Genomic DNA, 18,261 nt, shown 5'->3' on the forward strand with positions numbered 1-18,261 from the left:
GGTATGTGATCGGCGCATAGCCCCTGTGGGAGCGAGCCTGCTCGCGAAGAGGCCAGTTGCCGCAGCAAAACAATCAGCCTCTGTCATAGCAAGAGGCAGCCTCAGTATATGGCAGATTTTCAATCACCCCCCGCGGGCCCACCATAGCCCCATGAACACACTCTCGGCGTTTTACCAGAACCTCGGATTGGCCCTGTCACTGCTGGTGATCGGCACCTTTGTGCTGGCTGGCATGATCAAGGGCGTGATCGGCCTCGGCCTGCCAACGGTTGCCATGGGACTGCTCGGTCTGGCTATGGCGCCGTCGCAGGCAGCCGCGCTATTGATCATTCCGGCAACGCTCACCAACGTCTGGCAACTGGCATTCGGCGGGCATTTGTCCGGATTGATCAAACGACTGTGGCCGATGTTGCTGGCGATCTTCATCGGCACAGGGCTGGGCACGTTGTGGATCGGCATGAGCGGTGGCCATTGGGTGGTGCGAGGGTTGGGCGCTGCGTTGTTGCTGTATGCGCTGAGTGGATTGTGCCTGCCGACCTTGCGGGTGGGGCGGCGCAGCGAACGCGGGCTCGGTCCACTGTGTGGCCTGCTGACCGGCGTTATCACGTCGGCCACCGGCGTGTTCGTGATTCCGGCGGTGCCCTATCTGCAAGCACTGGGTTTGAGCCGGGACGAACTGGTGCAGGCGCTGGGCCTGTCGTTCACCGTCTCGACCCTGGCCCTGGCCGGTGGCTTGCTATGGCGTGGCGCGCTCGGCGGGGGCGAGTTGAGCGCCTCGCTGCTGGCGCTGATCCCGGCCATGCTCGGCATGTGGCTGGGACAATCGCTGCGCCAGCGGATCAGCGCCTTGTGGTTCAAGCGCGTGTTTTTCGTTGGCCTGGGTGTGCTTGGCGGCCATTTGCTGATCAGCGGCTAGCGGACGACGGGCTGATCATGTCGATGGCGCGGATGTCGAAGTCCCGTTCCAGATATTCATCGCGCTGCTCGAGGAACTGCTTCATGTGCGGCAGGTTCGAGTGCACGTCCAGATGGGCCTGGGACTGCCAGATCTCGTAGAAAATGAACAGGGTCGGGTCCTGTTTGTCGCGCAGCATGTGGTATTCGATGCAACCGGGTTCGGCGCGACTTGCTTGCACGTAGCCGCTGAAAAAGGCTTCGAAGGCGTCGGATTTTTCCGGACGGGTCTTGGCGTGCAGGATGAAGCCCTGGATTTCACTCATCTACATCTCTCCTCAGATCAGAATGGGCGCCAGTCTAAGGCAACAATCGACTGCTGATTCGTGCTTGTGGGTCAAATGACTTTTGCCAAATCGCCGCTTATTCCGCGCGAGGCCGACCGGTACTCTGCCGCCATCGAATTCCCGACCCTTACCGAGACCTTCCATGAAAAAAGTCCTGTTGCTCAACGGCGGCAAACAATTTGCGCACTCCGACGGCCGCTACAACACCACCCTGCATGAAGCCGCGTTGAGCGTGCTGGATCGCGGTGGTGTGGATATCAAAACCACCTTCATCGACGAGGGCTACGACGTCGCCGAAGAAGTGGCCAAGTTTCTCTGGGCCGACGTGATCATTTACCAGATGCCCGGCTGGTGGATGGGCGCGCCGTGGACCGTGAAGAAGTACATCGATGAAGTCTTCACCGAAGGCCATGGCAGCCTCTACGCCAGCGACGGCCGCACCCGTTCCGACGCGTCGCAGAAGTACGGCAGCGGCGGCCTGATCCACGGCAAGCAATACATGCTGTCGCTGACCTGGAACGCCCCGCAGCAAGCCTTCGACGACCCGACCGATTTCTTCGAAGCCAAGGGTGTGGATGCGGTGTACTTCCCGTTCCACAAGGCCAACGAGTTCCTGGGCATGACCGGTTTGCCGACGTTCCTGTGCGTAGACGTGATGAAGCGCCCGAACATCGAAGGCGACGTGGCGCGTTATGAGCAGCATTTGATTGAGGTGTTTGGCCTGAAGGCGTGACTGTTTCGGGCTACTATCGATTATTTGAGTCCGGCACCGTTCCTGTGGCGAGGGGGCCTTTGTGGCGAGGGGGCTTGCCCCCGTTCGGCGGCGAAGCCGTCGTAAAGTCGGTTAATGCGCGACTTCCTGAACCACCGCGTTAGTGGGTTGTGGGTCCGCTTCGCGGACCAACGGGGGCAAGCCCCCTCGCCACAATGGTTCCTCACAACTCAAAAGAAGCGGCGCAGGACTATCGATAAGGGACACACGTGAAAGCCAGATCCGATGAATTGCAGATATTCGTCTGCGTGATTGAATGCGGGTCGATTTCCGCGGCGGCCGAGCAGGTCGGGCAAACGCCTTCGGCGGTCAGCCGCACGCTGTCGCGGCTGGAGGCCAAGCTCGACACCACCTTGATCAATCGCACCACGCGACGCATGGACCTGACCGAGGAGGGCAAGTATTTCTTCGAGCATGCCAAGCGCATTCTCGATCAGATGGATGAGCTCGAAGAGCGCCTGTCCTCACGCCAGCAAACACCGTCCGGGCGCCTGCGGATCAACGCGGCATCACCCTTCATGCTGCACGCCATCGTGCCCTACATCGATGAATTCCGCAGGCTTTACCCCGACATCCAGCTCGAACTCAACAGCAACGACTTGATCATCGACCTGCTGGAACAGAGCACCGACATCGCCATTCGCATTGGCACCCTGACCGACTCGACACTGCATGCCCGCTCCCTGGGTTGCAGCCCGCTGCACATCGTCGCCAGCCCGGCGTACCTGGAAAAGCACGGCACACCGCAGGCCGTGGCTGACCTGGCCGACCATACGCTGCTGGGGTTCACCCAGAACGAAGGCCTCAACCAATGGCCGCTGCGTTATGTGCATGGCGATCGCTGGCCGATTCAGGCGTCGATCAGCGCCTCCAGCGGCGAGACCATCCGCCATCTGGCACTGGACGGCCAGGGCATCGCCAGCCTGTCGCACTTCATGACCATCGAGGACATTCGTGCCGGACGCTTGAAAGTGTTGCTGGCCGAATTCAACAGCGGCTATCGCCAGCCGATCAATGCGGTGTACTACCGCAACTCGCAGCTGGCCTTGCGGATTCAATGCTTCCTGGACTTTATCCAGGGCAAGTTGGCGGCTTATGCGAGCGCGGATTTCAAAGGCTGATTCGTGACTCCTGCGCAAGAGGCGATCATCGTGGCGCGGCGCAAGCCTTGCTCGATGTCTTGCGCGGGAACTGTTGGGTTGGGTGCCGAAGCGCATGTCGGTGGTGGAGTGGATTCGCGACGAGATGGTGTGAGTTCGCTATTAGACCGCGTCATCGTTCTTCGCGAGCAGGCTCGCTCCCACAAGGGCTTTGTGTCGTACACAAATTTTGTGACCGGTTTAGATCAAATGTGGGAGCGAGCCTGCTCGCGAAGCTTTTTCAGCAGTCCATTAACTGGTCGGGCCGCCCTCGATTCCGTAACATCCGCACACTCTTTTTTCGTCTCTCCCTGTGTGCGGTCCCCCCCATGAAAGCAAAACGTCTACGCGCCGATGTCCTGGCCGGGCTTACCACCTCCTTCGCCCTGTTGCCCGAGTGCATCGCTTTCGCCCTGGTGGCCCACCTCAATCCGCTGATGGGGCTCTATGGCGCGTTCATCATCTGCACCCTGACCGCGCTCTTCGGCGGGCGACCGGGCATGGTGTCCGGCGCGGCCGGGTCGATGGCCGTGGTGATCGTCGCGCTGGTGGTGCAACACGGCGTGCAGTATTTGCTGGCCACGGTGTTGCTGGGCGGGCTGATCATGATGGCGTTCGGGCTGCTCAAGCTCGGCAAACTGGTGCGCATGGTGCCGCACCCGGTGATGCTCGGCTTCGTCAACGGCCTGGCGATCATCATTGCCCTGGCGCAACTGGAGCACTTCAAGGACGGTGAGGCCTGGCTGAGCGGCACGCCGCTGTACATGATGCTTGGCCTGGTCGCGGTGACCATGGCCGTTGTCTACGTACTGCCGCGCCTGACCCGCACCGTACCGCCGGCGCTGGTGGCGATTCTCGGCGTGGGCCTGGCGGTGTATCTGCTTGGCTTGCCAACCCGCACCCTGGGCGACATGGCGCACATTGCCGGTGGCCTGCCGACGCTGGCGCTGCCGGACATTGCGTGGAATCTGGACACCCTGCGCATCATCGCGCCCTACGCGATCCTGATGGCGCTGGTCGGGTTGCTGGAAACCCTGCTGACCCTCAACCTCACCGACGAAATCACCGAGAGCCGTGGCTACCCGGATCGCGAGTGCGTGGCGCTGGGAGCGGCGAATGTGGTGTCCGGTGCATTCGGCGGCATGGGCGGTTGCGCCATGATCGGCCAGACCGTGATCAACCTCAGTTCCGGCGGCCGCGGTCGCTTGTCCGGGGTGGTGGCCGGGGTGTCGATCCTGCTGTTCATCCTGTTTCTGTCGCCGCTGATCGAGCGTATTCCATTGGCCGCGCTGGTCGGGGTGATGTTCGTGGTGTCGCAACAGACCTTTGCCTGGGCCTCGTTGCGGGTGCTGAACAAGGTGCCGCTCAACGACGTGCTGGTGATCATCGCGGTGACAGTGATTACCGTGTTCACCGACCTGGCCACCGCGGTGCTCTGCGGCATCATCATTGCGGCGCTGAACTTTGCCTGGCAGCAGGCCCGTCAGCTGTATGCCGACAGTCATCTGGAGAGCGACGGCAGCAAGCTGTATCGGGTGCATGGCACGCTGTTCTTCGCCTCGACCACACCCTTTCTCAATCAGTTCGATCCGGCCAATGACCCGGCGCAAGTGACCCTGGATTGCCGGCACCTGAGCTTTGTCGACTACTCGGCCATCGCCGCGCTGGGCACCTTGCGCGAGCGCTACGCCAAGGCTGGAAAACACTTGCGAGTGCTGCACTTGTCCGAGCGCTGCAAAAAGCTGCTCAAGCGCGCCCGGATGCAGCACGACTGAACTCAGCCATTCGATCTTTCCCACGCTGAGCGGGGAAAGATCGGCCGGTCGGTGATGATCACCTGCCGCAGGGAGACTGACATGCAGTACGACACGCTGATTCGCAACGCCCTGATCATCGACGGCAGCAACAGCACCGGTTATCCCGCCGACGTGGCCATTCTCAGCGGGCACATTGAGCGTATCGGCGACTTGCGCGATGCCCGTGCCAACGAAGAAGTCGACGCACAGGGCCATGTGCTGGCACCGGGTTTCATCGACGTGCACACTCATGACGACACCGTGGTCATTCGCCAACCGCAGATGCTGCCCAAGCTCAGCCAGGGCGTGACCACTGTGATCGTCGGCAACTGTGGGATCAGTGCTTCACCGGTGAGTTTGCGCGGTGATCCGCCGGACCCGATGAACCTGCTCGGCATGGCCGCTGCGTTCGTTTATCCGACCTTCCGCGACTATCGGGCGGCGGTCGAAGCGGCGAACACCACGCTGAACGTCGCCGCTTTGGTGGGTCATACCGCGTTACGCAGCAACCACCTCGACGATCTGTTGCGCACCGCCACAACTGAAGAAATCGCCGCGATGCGCAAGCAACTGCGCGAGAGCCTCGAGGCTGGTGCACTGGGCCTGTCCACCGGCCTTGCCTATGCCAGTGCCTTCTCGGCATCGACCGATGAAGTGATGCAACTGACCGAAGAGCTGAGCGCATTCGGCGCGGTCTACACCACCCATTTGCGCAGTGAGTTCGAGCCGGTGCTGGAGGCCATGGACGAGGCGTTCCGGATTGGTCGCCATGCGCAAAGCCCGGTGATCATTTCCCACCTCAAATGTGCCGGCGCCGGCAACTGGGGGCGCAGTCCGCAGTTGCTGGCGTCCCTCGAACAGGCGGCGAAGACCCACCCGGTGGGCTGCGACTGTTATCCCTACGCCGCGAGTTCATCGACCCTGGACCTCAAGCAGGTGACCGATGCCCACCGCATCACCATCACCTGGTCGACGCCGCATCCGGAGATGGGCGGCCGCGACCTGATGGACATCGCCGCCGAATGGAACCTGTCGTTGCTCGATGCCGCCCGCCAACTGCAACCGGCCGGTGCGGTGTACTACGGCATGGATGAGGCGGATGTGCGCCGGATCCTCGCGCATCCGCTGTCGATGGTCGGCTCCGACGGCTTGCCGGAAGACCCGTTCCCACACCCACGCCTGTGGGGCGCATTCCCCAGGGTGCTCGGACATTTCAGCCGTGACGTAGGACTGTTCCCGCTGCACACCGCCGTGCACAAAATGACCGGGCTGTCGGCGGCACGCTTTGGTTTGAAGGAGCGCGGTGAAATACGCGAAGGCCATTGGGCGGACCTGGTGTTGTTCGATCCGGCGACCATCCGTGATGTCGCCGATTTCAACGATCCGCAGCGGGCGGCGGAGGGCATTGAAGGGGTGTGGGTCAACGGTGTGTTGAGTTACCGCGATGGCCAGGCCAACGGACGCAGGGAGGGGCGGTTTTTGGCGCGGCAAGGGGATTTGCGCACGGGTTTTCAGTGAGTTTCGCGGATTGCGTCACAGTGATGGCACTTTGAGATTAAAGATTGGCATTTCCGCGCCGAAGGACTGACATCAAACCCGACTACCATTGCGGGTCGGTACGTCTATGTAGGAGCGAGCTTGCTCGCGATGGACAAAAGAGCGCCGCGTTTATCCAGTAGAGACGCGTCATCGTTAACGACCATCGCGAGCAAGCTCGCTCCCACAGGTTTTTCAATGTCTGGGAGCAATCCGATGAACTTCGGTAAAACCACTCCGGTCCTGCGTATTTTCGACGAAGCCAAGGCAGTGGAGTTCTACGTCGATTTCCTCGGTTTCAAGATCGACTGGCAACATCGACTTGAAGCGGATTTCCCGCTGTACCTGCAAATCTCCCGTGGCGATTGTGTGCTGCATTTGTCCGAACACCATGGCGACAGCACGCCGGGTTCTGCGCTGCGGATCGAGACGGATGAGCTGGAGCAGTTTCAACAGCAACTGTTGGCCAGGGAATACAGATTTTCCCATCCACAGATTCAGGCCATGCCCTGGGGCAGTCAGGACATGACCATCGCTGACCCGTTCGGCAATCGGTTGGTGTTCACCAACGCGATCAGTCTCTGAACCTTCAACCCCTGAGCCTTCAGCCCCTCAGACTTAAGCCATCAGCCTTCGTTCGGCACCCTGTGGGTTTGGCGAAACTCGCCGGGCGGTATCCCGCGCCGGCTTTTGAACGTGCGGTGAAACGAGCGGGGTTCGGTGAAGCCCAGGTATTGGGCGATGTCCTGAATCGGCAAGGTGCTGTTGAGCAGGTAATGCTCGGCCAGTTCCTGGCGCAGGTCATCGAGGATCTGCTGGTACGACGTACCGGCCTGATGCAGCTGGCGTTGCAGTGTGCGCACGGACACGGCGAGATGCTCGGCCACCTGCTCCTTGCGTGGCAGGCCCTCCTTGAGCAGCTGGCGCAGGATGCTTTTGACCCGCTGTTCTAGCGACGCGTCCTCCAGTGTGGCCATCAGCCCCTGGGCATGTTCTTCCAGGGTGCGCAGCAATTGCGCATCGGCCTGACGCAAGGGCAGCTGCAAATACGGCAACGGCACAATCAGCGCCGAATAAGGCTGGTCGAACAGTACCGGGCAGTCGAAGAACTGCTCGTACTCTGCCAGCGTCGTGTCGGCCGGGCAGGCATGTTCCAGCCAGACGGCGGCCGGCGACATTTGCGTGTCGGCGATCCAGCGCGCGTATTGCAGCCAGGAGCCAAGCACGTTTTCCACCAGGTGCCGGCGAATTCGCGGGCGTTGATGGCGGCAGGTCCAGATCAGGTGCACGTCGCCGTCCTGCACCTCGGCGCGGCTGACGCCCATGTCTCCCACCAGCTTCTCGAACGGCATGATGCGGCTCATCGCATCGCCCAGTGTCGCGCAATTCATGGTGATGTAACCCAGCACGCTCCAGGAGTTGGGCAACACAAAACGCGCGGCGTTGAGACCGAACAACGGATCGCCCGAGTGCTCGCAGAAATAATCGAGCAACCGTTCATGGGCTTCACCGGGCAACCGCAGGCTGTTGTCACTCAACTGCTGCGCCTGCAATCCGGCAGCCGCCAACGCAGGCTCGATGGCCATGCCCAGTTGTTCGGCATGACGCAGGTATTTGAGCAGCGGCGGAACGGAAGTGAAGCCCAGGGATTGCATGATCGTATTCCTTTGATCAAGGCCCGCGTGCGCGGATGAATGCGCTGAAAGGTAATTTGAAAGCACGACTAAAGTAAATGGCTGACGCCTGCGCGACGTTTGACTCAATTGGCTACTCGAACTGGCCCGATGCGACCGTGACACTTTCCGGCGGCTGACTAGTATGGGGGCCTGAAATATCACTGATCAGAACCGCAAAAGGACACACGCATGCGACGCTGGAACGGCTGGGGAGATGCAACCACGGTGGTCGAACTACCGGCCCAGGGCGCGAGTTTTCTCGCCCGGCGGGTAGGTGACGGTCGAGCGCTGCCCGACGCGACGCTTGAGACGGCATTGGCCCGCGTGCCCCCGTCGCGGTTGCAGCAACACTTCCTGTACAGCGTGGATGCCCATGATCGATTGCTGCATGCTCGCGGCCAAAGCCTGCCGGACTGGCTGGCGTTGCGTGAGGGCGCGCTGGGCAATTATCCCGACGCCGTGGCCTATCCCACGAGTGCCGAGCAGATTCGCCGTTTACTGCTGCTCGCCCATGAACAGGACCTGTGCCTGATTCCCTATGGCGGCGGCACCTCGGTGGCCGGTCACATCAACCCGCCGAGTTCCGCGCGGCCGGTGGTGACGGTTTCCCTGGCCCGTATGAGTCGCCTGCTGGACCTCGACGAAGAGAGCCTGCTGGCCACCTTCGGCCCCGGCACCAGTGGACCGCAGGTGGAAAGTCAGCTGCGCGCCCGTGGTTACACTCTGGGGCATTTCCCGCAGTCGTGGGAGCTGTCGACCCTGGGCGGTTGGGTCGCCAGCCGCTCCAGTGGCCAGCAGTCATTGCGCTATGGGCGGATCGAGCAACTGTTCGCTGGCGGAACCCTGGAAACCTTTGCCGGACCTTTGGACATTCCCTCCTTTCCGGCCTCGGCGGCCGGACCCGATCTGCGCGAGGTGGTGTTGGGTTGTGAGGGCCGCTTCGGGATCATTTCCGAGGTGAAGGTACGGGTCAGCGCACTGCCCGCCGATGAACGTTTCTACGGTGTGTTCCTGCCCGATTGGCCCAAGGCGCTGCAAGCCATCCGCCAGTTGGCCCAGGCGCGCGTGCCGCTGTCGATGCTGCGCCTGTCCAACGCGGTGGAAACCGAAACCCAGCTGGCGCTGGCCGGTCACCCGCAGCAGATCGCCTGGCTGGAAAAATACCTGGCCCTGCGCGGTGCTGGCGAAGGCAAATGCCTGCTGACGTTCGGCGTGACCGGCAACCGTCGGCAAAATGCGCTGTCCCTGCGTCAGGCCCGGCAGCACCTCAAGGCGTTCGGCGGGGTGTTTACCGGCACCTTGCTCGGCAAGAAGTGGGCGCAGAACCGCTTCCGCTTTCCCTACCTGCGCGAGAACCTGTGGAACGCCGGTTACGTGGTCGACACCCTGGAAACGGCCACCGACTGGAGCAACGTCGATAACCTGCTCACGCTGATCGAAACCAGCCTGCGTGACGCCTTGGCGGCGCAGGGCGAACGGGTCCATGTGTTCACCCACCTGTCCCACGTCTACGGCGAAGGATCGAGCATCTACACCACCTACGTGTTTCGCCCGGCGGCGGATTACCCCGCCACCCTGGCGCGCTGGCAGGCACTCAAGCAGGCGGCCAGCCAGACCATCGTCGACAACCACGGCACCATCAGTCACCAGCATGGCGTGGGCAAGGACCACGCGCCTTACCTGCTGCGCGAGAAGGGCGCGCTGGCGATGGACACCCTGCAGGCATTGAGTCGGCACTTCGATCCGGCCGGGCGACTGAACCCTGGCACGCTGTTGCAGGAGTGACGGCCATGAGCCTGGACTGGAACGCGGCGTGGCGTCAGCAGGTGCTGCCGACGCTGGCGGCTGAAACCTGGGACCTGATCGTCATCGGCGGCGGCATCAGCGGCGCCGGCATCCTGCGCGAAGCAGCGCGCCGAGGGTGGCGTTGCCTGCTGCTGGAACAGCGCGACTTCGCCTGGGGCACCTCCAGCCGCTCTTCGAAAATGGTCCATGGCGGCTTGCGTTACATCGCCAAGGGCCAGTGGCGCCTGACCCGCGATTCGGTGCGTGAACGCCAGAGGCTGCTCGACGAAGCGCCGGGGCTGGTCGAGCCGATGAGTTTCATGATGCCGCATTACCGTGGCGGTTTTCCCGGACCGCGGGTGCTGGGTGGATTGCTGTCGATCTATGACGCGTTGGCCGGGCGGCGCAGCCATCACTTTCATGACGCGCAGCAACTGCGGTATCTGGCCCCCGGGGTGAAGGAAGATGACCTGCTGGGCGGCACCTGTTTTATCGATGCTCTGACCGATGATGCCCGCCTGGTGATGCGCGTTCTGGGCGAGGCCAGGGCCGACGGCGCCGTGGTGCTCAACGGCGTGCGCGTGCAGCAATTGCTGCGTGAGGAGGGACGTGTTTGCGGGGTTCAGGTCGAAGACTGCGAGGGGGGCGGATCACTGACATTGCGTTGTGGGGTGTTGGCCGTGGCCACGGGCGCGTGGGCCGAGCGCTTGCGCCTGCCCGATGAGCCTCGCCAGTTGCGCCCGTTGCGTGGCAGTCATCTGTTGTTGCCGGGCTGGCGCCTGCCCGTGGCGCAAGCCTTCACCTTCCTGCATGAGTGCGACCGTCGACCGGTGTTCGTTTTCCCCTGGGAGGGTGCCACGGTGGTCGGCACCACGGACCTCGATCATCGCGAGGATCTGGATCAAAGCGCGAGTATCAGCGCCGAGGAGCTCGATTATCTGCTGGCGGCTTGCACTCAACAATTTCCCGGCGCTGAGGTGGTCGCAGCCGATGTGCTGTCAACCTGGTCGGGCGTGCGCCCGGTGGTGGGCAGCGTGGCGGGTGAACTCAAACCGTCGAATGAAACCCGTGAGCATGTGCTGTGGCAGGAGCCGGGTTGCGTGACCCTGGCCGGCGGCAAGCTGACCACCTTTCGCCCGCAGGCTATCGAAGTGCTCAGGGCCTGCGCGAGCATGCTCGAGCGGCCCTTCAATGATGACGCCGCGCCGGTTTTCGCCGTCGTGCCGCCGCTGGCGATACCGGGGCTCAGCGCCAGCCAGTGGCGGCGCCTGGCCGGGCGGCATGGTCGTGACCTGCCGAGGCTGGCGCAACTGATCGCCCGATTGGGCCATGAAACGGTAGGCAGCACGGACACCTTGTGGGCGGAACTGGCCGTTGCCTGCGAGACGGAAATGGTTCTGCATCTCGATGACCTGCTGTTGCGCCGCACCCGTCTGGGCCTGCTGCTACCGCGTGGCGGCGAGGATTGTTTCACTGCCATTCGCCAACTCTGCCAGCCGCGACTGGGCTGGGACGATGAGCGTTGGCAGCAGGAGATACAGCGTTATCGGGCGTTGTGGCAACGCCATCACGGATTGCCGGATGCCACGCACTGATGCCCATTGAAGAGAGCTCCATGGATAACCACCCGAACAAGCGTTACCTGTTGGCCATCGACAATGGCACCCAGAGCGTGCGCGCGCTGCTCTTCGACCTGCAGGGCAATCTGCTGGGCAAAGGCAAGGTCGAGTTGCAGGCCTATTACTCGGCACAACCTGGGTGGGCCGAGCAAGACCCGGAATATTACTGGGAGAAACTGGGTGAAGCCTGCCAGCAGGTGTGGCAGCAAACCGGGATCGATCGCTCACAGATTGCCGGCGTGTCCCTGACCACCCAACGCGGCACGGTGATCAACGTCGATGCCCAGGGCAAGCCTTTGCGCCCGGCCATTTTGTGGCTCGATCAACGTCAGAGCGAAGTCGAAGGCGGTATCAAGGGACCGTGGGGCTGGTTGTTCAAACTGGTCGGCGCGCAAGCCACGGTGGACTACTTTCGCGCCCAGGCCGAGGCCAACTGGATCGCCCGTCATCAGCCGGAGGTCTGGGCGGCGACCGACAAGTTCCTGCTGCTCTCGGGGTTTCTCACCCATCGTCTTTGTGGGCGCTTTGTCGATTCCGTGGGCTGTTGCGTCGGTTACTTGCCCTTCGATTTCAAGCGCCTGAAATGGGCCGCACCCAGCGACTGGAAATGGCAGGCGCTGGCGGTGCGTCCCGAGCAACTGCCGAGCCTGCACAAGCCCGGTGAAACCCTGGGCTACATCAGCGCCGAGGCCAGCCGCCACACCGGCATTCCCGAGGGGCTGCCGCTGATTGCCGCGGGTGCCGACAAGGCCTGCGAAGTCGTGGGTTCCGGCGTCGTCGACGCCGGCACCGTGTGCCTGTCCTACGGTACCACGGCGACGATCACCAGCACCCGCTCGCGCTACCTGGAAATCGTCCCGTTGATTCCGCCTTACCCGTCGGCGGTGCCGGATCAATTCAACTGCGAGGTGATGATCTATCGCGGCTACTGGATGGTCAGCTGGTTCAAGAACGAGTTCGGCCTGCGGGAAATGCAGCAGGCCAAAGCCCAGGGCGTGGAGCCCGAACAACTCTTCGATGCGCTGGTCGAGGCTGTGCCGCCGGGCTCCATGGGGTTGATGCTGCAACCCTACTGGTCGCCGGGCATCCGCGAGCCGGGTGTGGAAGCCAAGGGCGCGATGATCGGCTTCGGCGACGTGCATACCCGCGCGCACATTTACCGGGCCATCCTCGAAGGCCTGGCGTATGCCTTGCGTCAGGGCATGGAGAAGATCGAGAAACGTTCGGGGGTCTCCATCACGCGCTTGCGCGTCGCCGGTGGTGGCTCCCAGAGTGATGCCGCGATGCAACTCACGGCGAACATTTTCGGCCTGCCGGCCGAGCGTCCGCATGTCTACGAAGCGTCCGGCCTGGGCGCGGCCATTTGCTGCGCGGTGGGGCTGGGACTGCACGCGGACTTCCCCACGGCGATCACCGCCATGACGCGGGTCGGGGCGGTCTTCCTGCCGCAACCCGAAGCGCAACAGGTCTATGAGCGACTGTACAAAGAGGTCTACTTGCGCATGTATCGACAGCTCAAGCCGTTGTACCAGAGCATCCGCAAAATCACCGGTTACCCCGCTTAGTAAAACACCCGGGAACCCTGTGGGAGCGAGCTTGCTCGCGATGACGGCAGTACATTCGATATCAATGGTGACTGACCCACCGCCATCGCGAGCAAGCTCGCTCCCACAATGACCTTCGGTGTTTTTTACACCGTGCATGTGGCGCTATCGGAGAACTTTTCTGGTGAGATTGGACAGTGTCAGGGGCAGGGGCGGTTGTTAGGCTCAACCCTCACTGCACATCCAATAAGAACCAGGCAATGAAGCTGACATTCCTCCTGTTGCTGCTTTGTGGAACGGCGCCGCTGGCGTGGGGCTGGTCCAACCATACGGTGGGCAGCTACCTGGCGCTGCAGGACCTGCCGGCCTTGCGCGATGCACCGCAGGTCGAAGTCGAGCCTTTGGAACAGTTTCTCTGGCAACAATACGAGGCCGTGAGCGCGTTGCTCGACGAGCAGGAACACTTCGCCCGCGAGCACTTCGCCCAGTACCCGCCGCGCCCCGACAACCTGCGATTGCCAGCCGTGCCGGGGGACAATCTGCGCCACGACTTCCTCACCGCACTGCGCATCAATCCCGGGATTCATCTGGCGATGGTCATCCAGCCGATGCCGGGCAAGGATCAACCCGAGCGTGAGCACCTCAAGGCCGAGCAGGTCATGGTCGAGCAGACGCTGTCACCGTGGAATCGCCAGCGCTTCATCGTCGTCGCTGACCACGAACAAGTCGCACCCCTGGCCGTGTTGGCCAGCGCCGCCGATGAGCCGGATTACGGCCACGACATCAACCTGTTCAGCGACAACCCCGGCGACGTCGGCACGCTGTACGGCTTCGGCCCGCAGCCCTTCGGTGACGCGCGGTTTCAGTACAGCTCCCAGGCGCCGTTCCACATGGGATTCTTCCATGAGAGCCCGGTGGTGTACGCCGCTGCCGGATTTCTCCAACGCAGTTGGCCCGACTGGCGCGCCTATCAATACATGGGATTGGCGCGACTGGCCTTTGCCACCGGCCATCCATATTGGGGTTATCGCTTTCTCGGCTGGGGCCTGCACCACATTCAGGACCTGACCCAGCCTTATCACGCCAAGCCATTGCCCGGTGTCGATCTCGCCAGTCTTCTTCTGCTGGAAGGCAAGGCATTGGCCGGTTTCGCGGCCGACAAGCAGGCGTCCATCGAGCGCGTTGCGACCCGGCACATGGAAGTGGAGAAGTATCAGTCGAGCTGGCTGCGTCGTTTGCTGCGCACGGGCCAGCCCCATCCGATGTTCGACGCCTATGCCGATTCTGCCCAGGACGCCCGATACCCGCCGTACTCGGTGGATTACCTGCGCGAAGTGGTGAGTGCCGAGTCCGTCGACGCGTCCGCAGCGTTCGACGAAGCCATCGGCCAGTGGCTGGACACCGCACCGGTCACCGGTGATTTCAGCAGCGGTAATCAGCTGCAGCGCGAAGACTTCGACCATCCGGCACTCAATCAACAGCTGTTCAAACTGCTGGGCCATTTCGGCGCGCACAGCCGGATTTATGCCGGTGCGGGATTGGCGCCCCAGCCATCGCAGTAACGCACACAACAACAATAAATCCAGGGAAAGAGGAACAGATCATGAGCACTCGATTTCGCCTGTCTAGCGCGGCGCTTCCCGGTGTGGGCCTGGCAGGGCTGCTGCAACTGTGCGCGGTCGACGGCGTGCAGGCCGAGGAATTCAGCGTGCTGGACAACCAGGTCACCGGTTCATTCGACAGTACCTTGTCTTATGGCCGCTTGTGGCGGGTTCAGGGCCGGGACAAGAACAACGACGACGTCAACACCAACGACGGCAATCGCAACTTCGACACCGGGCTGGTTTCCGAGGTGTACAAGATCACCTCGGAGCTCGAGGCCAACTATCAGAATTACGGGATGTTCGTGCGCGGTACCGCGTTCTATGACACCCAACTGATGGACAAACGCAACGATTACTACCGCAACAACAATCCGTCGCAACCCAGTCAGAGTTACCCGCAGGACGACCACTTCACCAGCCAGACCCGCGATATCGCCGGCAGCCGGGCGGAGTTGCTCGACGCCTACCTCTATGGCAATTGGGACGTGGCGCAGATGCCGGTCACTGCACGTATCGGGCGCCAGGTGTTCAACTGGGGCGAGGGGATTTTCTACCGTGGCGGGATCAACACCACCAACCCGGTGGATGCGGCCAAGTACCGTCTGCCCGGGGCCGAAGTCAAGGAAGTGCTGGTCCCGGTAGAGGCGCTCAGCTTCAACATCGGCCTGACCGACAGCCTGACTATGGAAAGCTTTTACCAGACCAACTGGAAGGAAACCCGCATCGACCCGGTCGGCACGTTCTACTCGCAGACGGACCTGTTCGCCGACGGCGGCAACACCGCCTACAACAACTTCAGCGGTACCGCGCTGGACACCCCGGTGCCTGGCTTCGGTAACGTGATCGATCTGTACAGCGCGCTGGGCAACAACCCGCTGCTCAACCAGGCCCTGAGCACCACCGGCCTGTATGCCAACGGGGTTACCCCGACCTTTGGCAACACCGTCAAGGTGGCCACGGTCGGCAAGGATTTCAACGCGCGCAACGACGGCCAGTTCGGTTTCGCTTTTCGCTACATCGCAGAAGAGTTCAACAGCACCGAGTTCGGGTTGTACATGGTCAACTACCACGCCAAGGAGCCGACCATTTCCGCCGACCTTGGCGGGTACCAGGGCATCGACATGAATGCCCTGACCAACCTGTTGGCCGGTGTCGCCGGCAGCCAGGCGGGGCAGTTGGCCAACGGCCTGGCGACCGTGGATGTGCTGGGCAATATTCAGGCGCACCGGCGCTACGCCGAAGACATCCGCATGTACGGCTTCAGTTTCAACACCACCCTGGGCCAGGCGTCGGTGTTCGGTGAAGTGGCGTATCGGCCGAACCTGCCCATCGGGGTCGCCGCCACCAACGACCTGATCGGCGACCTGGCCAACGGCGCCGCCGCAGCGGCAGGCGGCCAGACCATCAACATCGGCGGGCAGCAGGTCACGCTCGACAGCCAGATCAATAACGCCGAGCGGGTGGAAGCGTTCAACACGTCCCTGGGCACCATTTACAACTTTGGCCCGAGCCTGTCATTCGACTCGATGTTCGGCGTATTCGAGCTGGCGTCCGAGCACCTGCGCGGCAGCAGCCTGCAATACACCGCTTATGACGGCAGTAACCGTTACTACGCGGGCACCGGCAACTTTTCCTATGTGTCCGGTGGCGAGCGCGGCGACCAGGTCAACCGCAACTCCTACAGCTACACCGCGATGCTCAACGGCACCTGGAACGACGTGTATGCCGGGGTCAACGTCTCGCCCTATGTCGTCTACAAGGATGACTTCGAGGGCAACAGCTATCAGGCGGGCAACGTCATCGAGGGTCGCAAGGCCTACACCCTGGGGATCAAGGCCAACTACCAGAACAAGCTGGAGGCCGAGCTGCAATACACCGAGTTCTATGGCGGCGGGCAGGACAACGGCCTGCGTGACCGCGACAACATCGGCTTCAACCTCAAGTACTTCCTTTGATTGCTACACGCAGACCCTGTGTGGGAGCGAGCCTGCTCGCGAAGAGGGCGGCACATTCAACACAGATGTCGCCTGAAAAACCGCTTTCGCGAGCAGGCTCGCTCCCACAGGTTTTTGTATTTCGGAGAACGATCATGTTTCACACTTCACGACTGACCAAGACCACGCTGGCGCTGTTCCTGAGCCTGGCCGCCGGCAGCGCGCTGGCCGCCGTCACGCCCCAGCTGGCCGAACAACTGAAAACCACCCTGACCCCACTGGGCGCCGAGCGTGTCGGCAACGCCGCCGGGACCATTCCGGCCTGGACCGGCGGCATCACCCAGGCGCCGGCGGGCTACAAGCCAGGCCAGCATCACCCGGACCCGTATGCGGCGGACAAGCCGCTGTTCACCATCACCAAGGCCAACCTTGAACAGTACAAGGCCCACCTCAGCCCGGGTCAGGTCGCCCTGTTCAACAGCTACCCCGACACCTTCCAGATGCCGGTCTATCCTTCACGCCGCTCTGGCTCGGCGCCGCAGTGGCTGTATGACAACACCTTGAAGAATGCGACCGCGACCAAGCTGCTCGATGGCGGCACCGGTTTTGCCGATGCCTATGGCGGTGTGCCGTTCCCGCTGCCCAAGGACGGGGTCGAGGTGCTGTGGAACCACATCACCCGTTATCGCGGTATCTATGTGGTCCGTCGTGCCTCGGAAGCGCCGGTACAACGCAACGGCAGCTTCGCACTTGTGACCTCGCAGCAGGAGGGGCTCTTCAACTATTACCGCCCGGGCGGGCAATTCGTCGACCTGAAAAACATCCTGTTCTACTACCTGGCGTTCGTGAAGAGCCCGGCTCGTCTGGCGGGTGGTGCGGCCTTGGTTCATGAGACCCTGGACCAGCTCAAGGACCCGCGCCAGGCCTGGGTCTACGATGCCGGACAACGTCGTGTGCGCCGGGCGCCGAACCTCGCCTATGACACCCCGATCGCCTCATCCGACGGCCTGCGCACGGCGGACGATACCGACCTGTTCAACGGCTCGCCGGACCGCTACGACTGGAAGCTCAAGGGCAAGCAAGAGGTCTACATTCCCTACAACAACTACAAAGTCGGCAGCCCTGAGGTGAAGTACGCGCAGTTGCTCACACCGGGCCACCTCAACCCGCAATACACCCGTTATGAGCTGCACCGGGTCTGGGTGGTCGAAGGCACGCTCAAGCCGGGCGCGCGGCATATTTATTCCAAGCGCGTGCTGTTTCTGGACGAGGACAGTTGGGGCGCCGCGTTGGTCGATCAATATGACGGGCGAGGGGAGTTGTGGCGGGTGTCGATGGCCTACCTGAAGAACTTCTACGACCTGCCCACCACCTGGAGCGCGCTGGACGTATTCCATGACTTGCAAGCGCGTCGTTACTACGTGCAGAACCTGGATAACGAAGAGCAGGGCACTGTGGACTTCGCCCAACCGGTGCCGGAAGACGCGTACTTCATGCCGTCGGCATTGCGCCAGCGTGGGACGCGGTAAAAAAGGCCATTAACCACTTGGCAGCTCGTCAGGTTTTGGTCGGTCAGAATGTGCTATTCTGCAATCAATGATTTCATTGATTGCAG

General features: G+C 62.2%; 14 protein-coding genes. 12 read left to right on the forward strand and 2 right to left on the reverse strand.

What is annotated here, in order from left to right; genetic code table 11:
* The first annotated feature begins 151 nt into the window (after positions 1–151).
* Complete coding sequence (locus PPUTUW4_RS03125; protein ID WP_015093359.1) at positions 152–916, forward strand: sulfite exporter TauE/SafE family protein; 765 nt, start codon at positions 152–154, stop codon at positions 914–916.
* Here PPUTUW4_RS03125 and PPUTUW4_RS03130 read toward each other — a convergent pair.
* Positions 906–1,220: an antibiotic biosynthesis monooxygenase gene (locus PPUTUW4_RS03130; protein ID WP_015093360.1), complete on the reverse strand. Its 315-nt coding sequence runs from the start codon at positions 1,218–1,220 to the stop codon at positions 906–908. The genes PPUTUW4_RS03125 and PPUTUW4_RS03130 overlap by 11 nt on opposite strands.
* Positions 1,221–1,383: 163 nt before the next feature.
* Between PPUTUW4_RS03130 and PPUTUW4_RS03135 the strand changes: the two genes are divergently transcribed.
* The 5 genes from PPUTUW4_RS03135 to PPUTUW4_RS03155 all read left to right on the forward strand — a co-directional run bounded on the left by PPUTUW4_RS03135 (position 1,384) and on the right by PPUTUW4_RS03155 (position 7,069).
* A complete protein-coding gene (locus PPUTUW4_RS03135) occupies positions 1,384–1,974 on the forward strand; it encodes an NAD(P)H-dependent oxidoreductase (RefSeq protein WP_015093361.1) in 591 nt (196 codons plus the stop codon).
* 248 nt (positions 1,975–2,222) lie between these two features.
* Positions 2,223–3,134 carry a LysR family transcriptional regulator gene (locus tag PPUTUW4_RS03140; RefSeq protein WP_015093362.1) on the forward strand — a complete coding sequence of 304 codons (912 nt, stop codon included), beginning with the start codon at positions 2,223–2,225 and terminating at the stop codon, positions 3,132–3,134.
* 347 nt (positions 3,135–3,481) lie between these two features.
* On the forward strand, positions 3,482–4,927 hold the full coding sequence (locus tag PPUTUW4_RS03145; protein WP_015093363.1) for a SulP family inorganic anion transporter: 1,446 nt from the start codon (positions 3,482–3,484) through the stop codon (positions 4,925–4,927).
* 81 nt (positions 4,928–5,008) lie between these two features.
* Positions 5,009–6,466 (forward strand): D-aminoacylase, encoded by a 1,458-nt coding sequence (locus PPUTUW4_RS03150; protein ID WP_015093364.1) that lies wholly within the window; start codon positions 5,009–5,011, stop codon positions 6,464–6,466.
* A 234-nt stretch (positions 6,467–6,700) separates the two neighbouring features.
* On the forward strand, positions 6,701–7,069 hold the full coding sequence (locus tag PPUTUW4_RS03155; RefSeq protein WP_015093365.1) for a glyoxalase superfamily protein: 369 nt from the start codon (positions 6,701–6,703) through the stop codon (positions 7,067–7,069).
* Positions 7,070–7,110: 41 nt separating this feature from the next.
* On the opposite strand, the gene PPUTUW4_RS03160 is transcribed toward PPUTUW4_RS03155, so the two are convergent.
* Positions 7,111–8,139 carry an AraC family transcriptional regulator gene (locus PPUTUW4_RS03160; RefSeq protein WP_015093366.1) on the reverse strand — a complete coding sequence of 343 codons (1,029 nt, stop codon included), beginning with the start codon at positions 8,137–8,139 and terminating at the stop codon, positions 7,111–7,113.
* Positions 8,140–8,349: 210 nt separating this feature from the next.
* Between PPUTUW4_RS03160 and PPUTUW4_RS03165 the strand changes: the two genes are divergently transcribed.
* The 6 genes from PPUTUW4_RS03165 to PPUTUW4_RS03190 all read left to right on the forward strand — a co-directional run bounded on the left by PPUTUW4_RS03165 (position 8,350) and on the right by PPUTUW4_RS03190 (position 18,175).
* On the forward strand, positions 8,350–9,945 hold the full coding sequence (locus tag PPUTUW4_RS03165; RefSeq protein WP_015093367.1) for an FAD-binding oxidoreductase: 1,596 nt from the start codon (positions 8,350–8,352) through the stop codon (positions 9,943–9,945).
* Positions 9,946–9,950: 5 nt separating this feature from the next.
* On the forward strand, positions 9,951–11,540 hold the full coding sequence (locus PPUTUW4_RS03170; protein ID WP_015093368.1) for a glycerol-3-phosphate dehydrogenase/oxidase: 1,590 nt from the start codon (positions 9,951–9,953) through the stop codon (positions 11,538–11,540).
* Positions 11,541–11,560: 20 nt separating this feature from the next.
* Positions 11,561–13,129 (forward strand): FGGY-family carbohydrate kinase, encoded by a 1,569-nt coding sequence (locus PPUTUW4_RS03175; RefSeq protein WP_041474977.1) that lies wholly within the window; start codon positions 11,561–11,563, stop codon positions 13,127–13,129.
* Positions 13,130–13,368: 239 nt separating this feature from the next.
* On the forward strand, positions 13,369–14,670 hold the full coding sequence (locus PPUTUW4_RS03180; RefSeq protein ID WP_015093370.1) for a hypothetical protein: 1,302 nt from the start codon (positions 13,369–13,371) through the stop codon (positions 14,668–14,670).
* Positions 14,671–14,711: 41 nt separating this feature from the next.
* Positions 14,712–16,667, forward strand: coding sequence for a DUF1302 domain-containing protein (locus PPUTUW4_RS03185; RefSeq protein WP_015093371.1), 1,956 nt, complete (start codon positions 14,712–14,714; stop codon positions 16,665–16,667).
* A gap of 134 nt (positions 16,668–16,801) precedes the next feature.
* Positions 16,802–18,175, forward strand: a complete 1,374-nt coding sequence (locus PPUTUW4_RS03190) for a DUF1329 domain-containing protein (RefSeq protein ID WP_015093372.1) — start codon at positions 16,802–16,804, stop codon at positions 18,173–18,175.
* The last annotated feature ends 86 nt before the right edge of the window (positions 18,176–18,261 follow it).

Origin of the sequence: Pseudomonas sp. UW4, assembly GCF_000316175.1 — a bacterium.
Classification (GTDB): domain Bacteria; phylum Pseudomonadota; class Gammaproteobacteria; order Pseudomonadales; family Pseudomonadaceae; genus Aquipseudomonas; species Aquipseudomonas laurylsulfatiphila.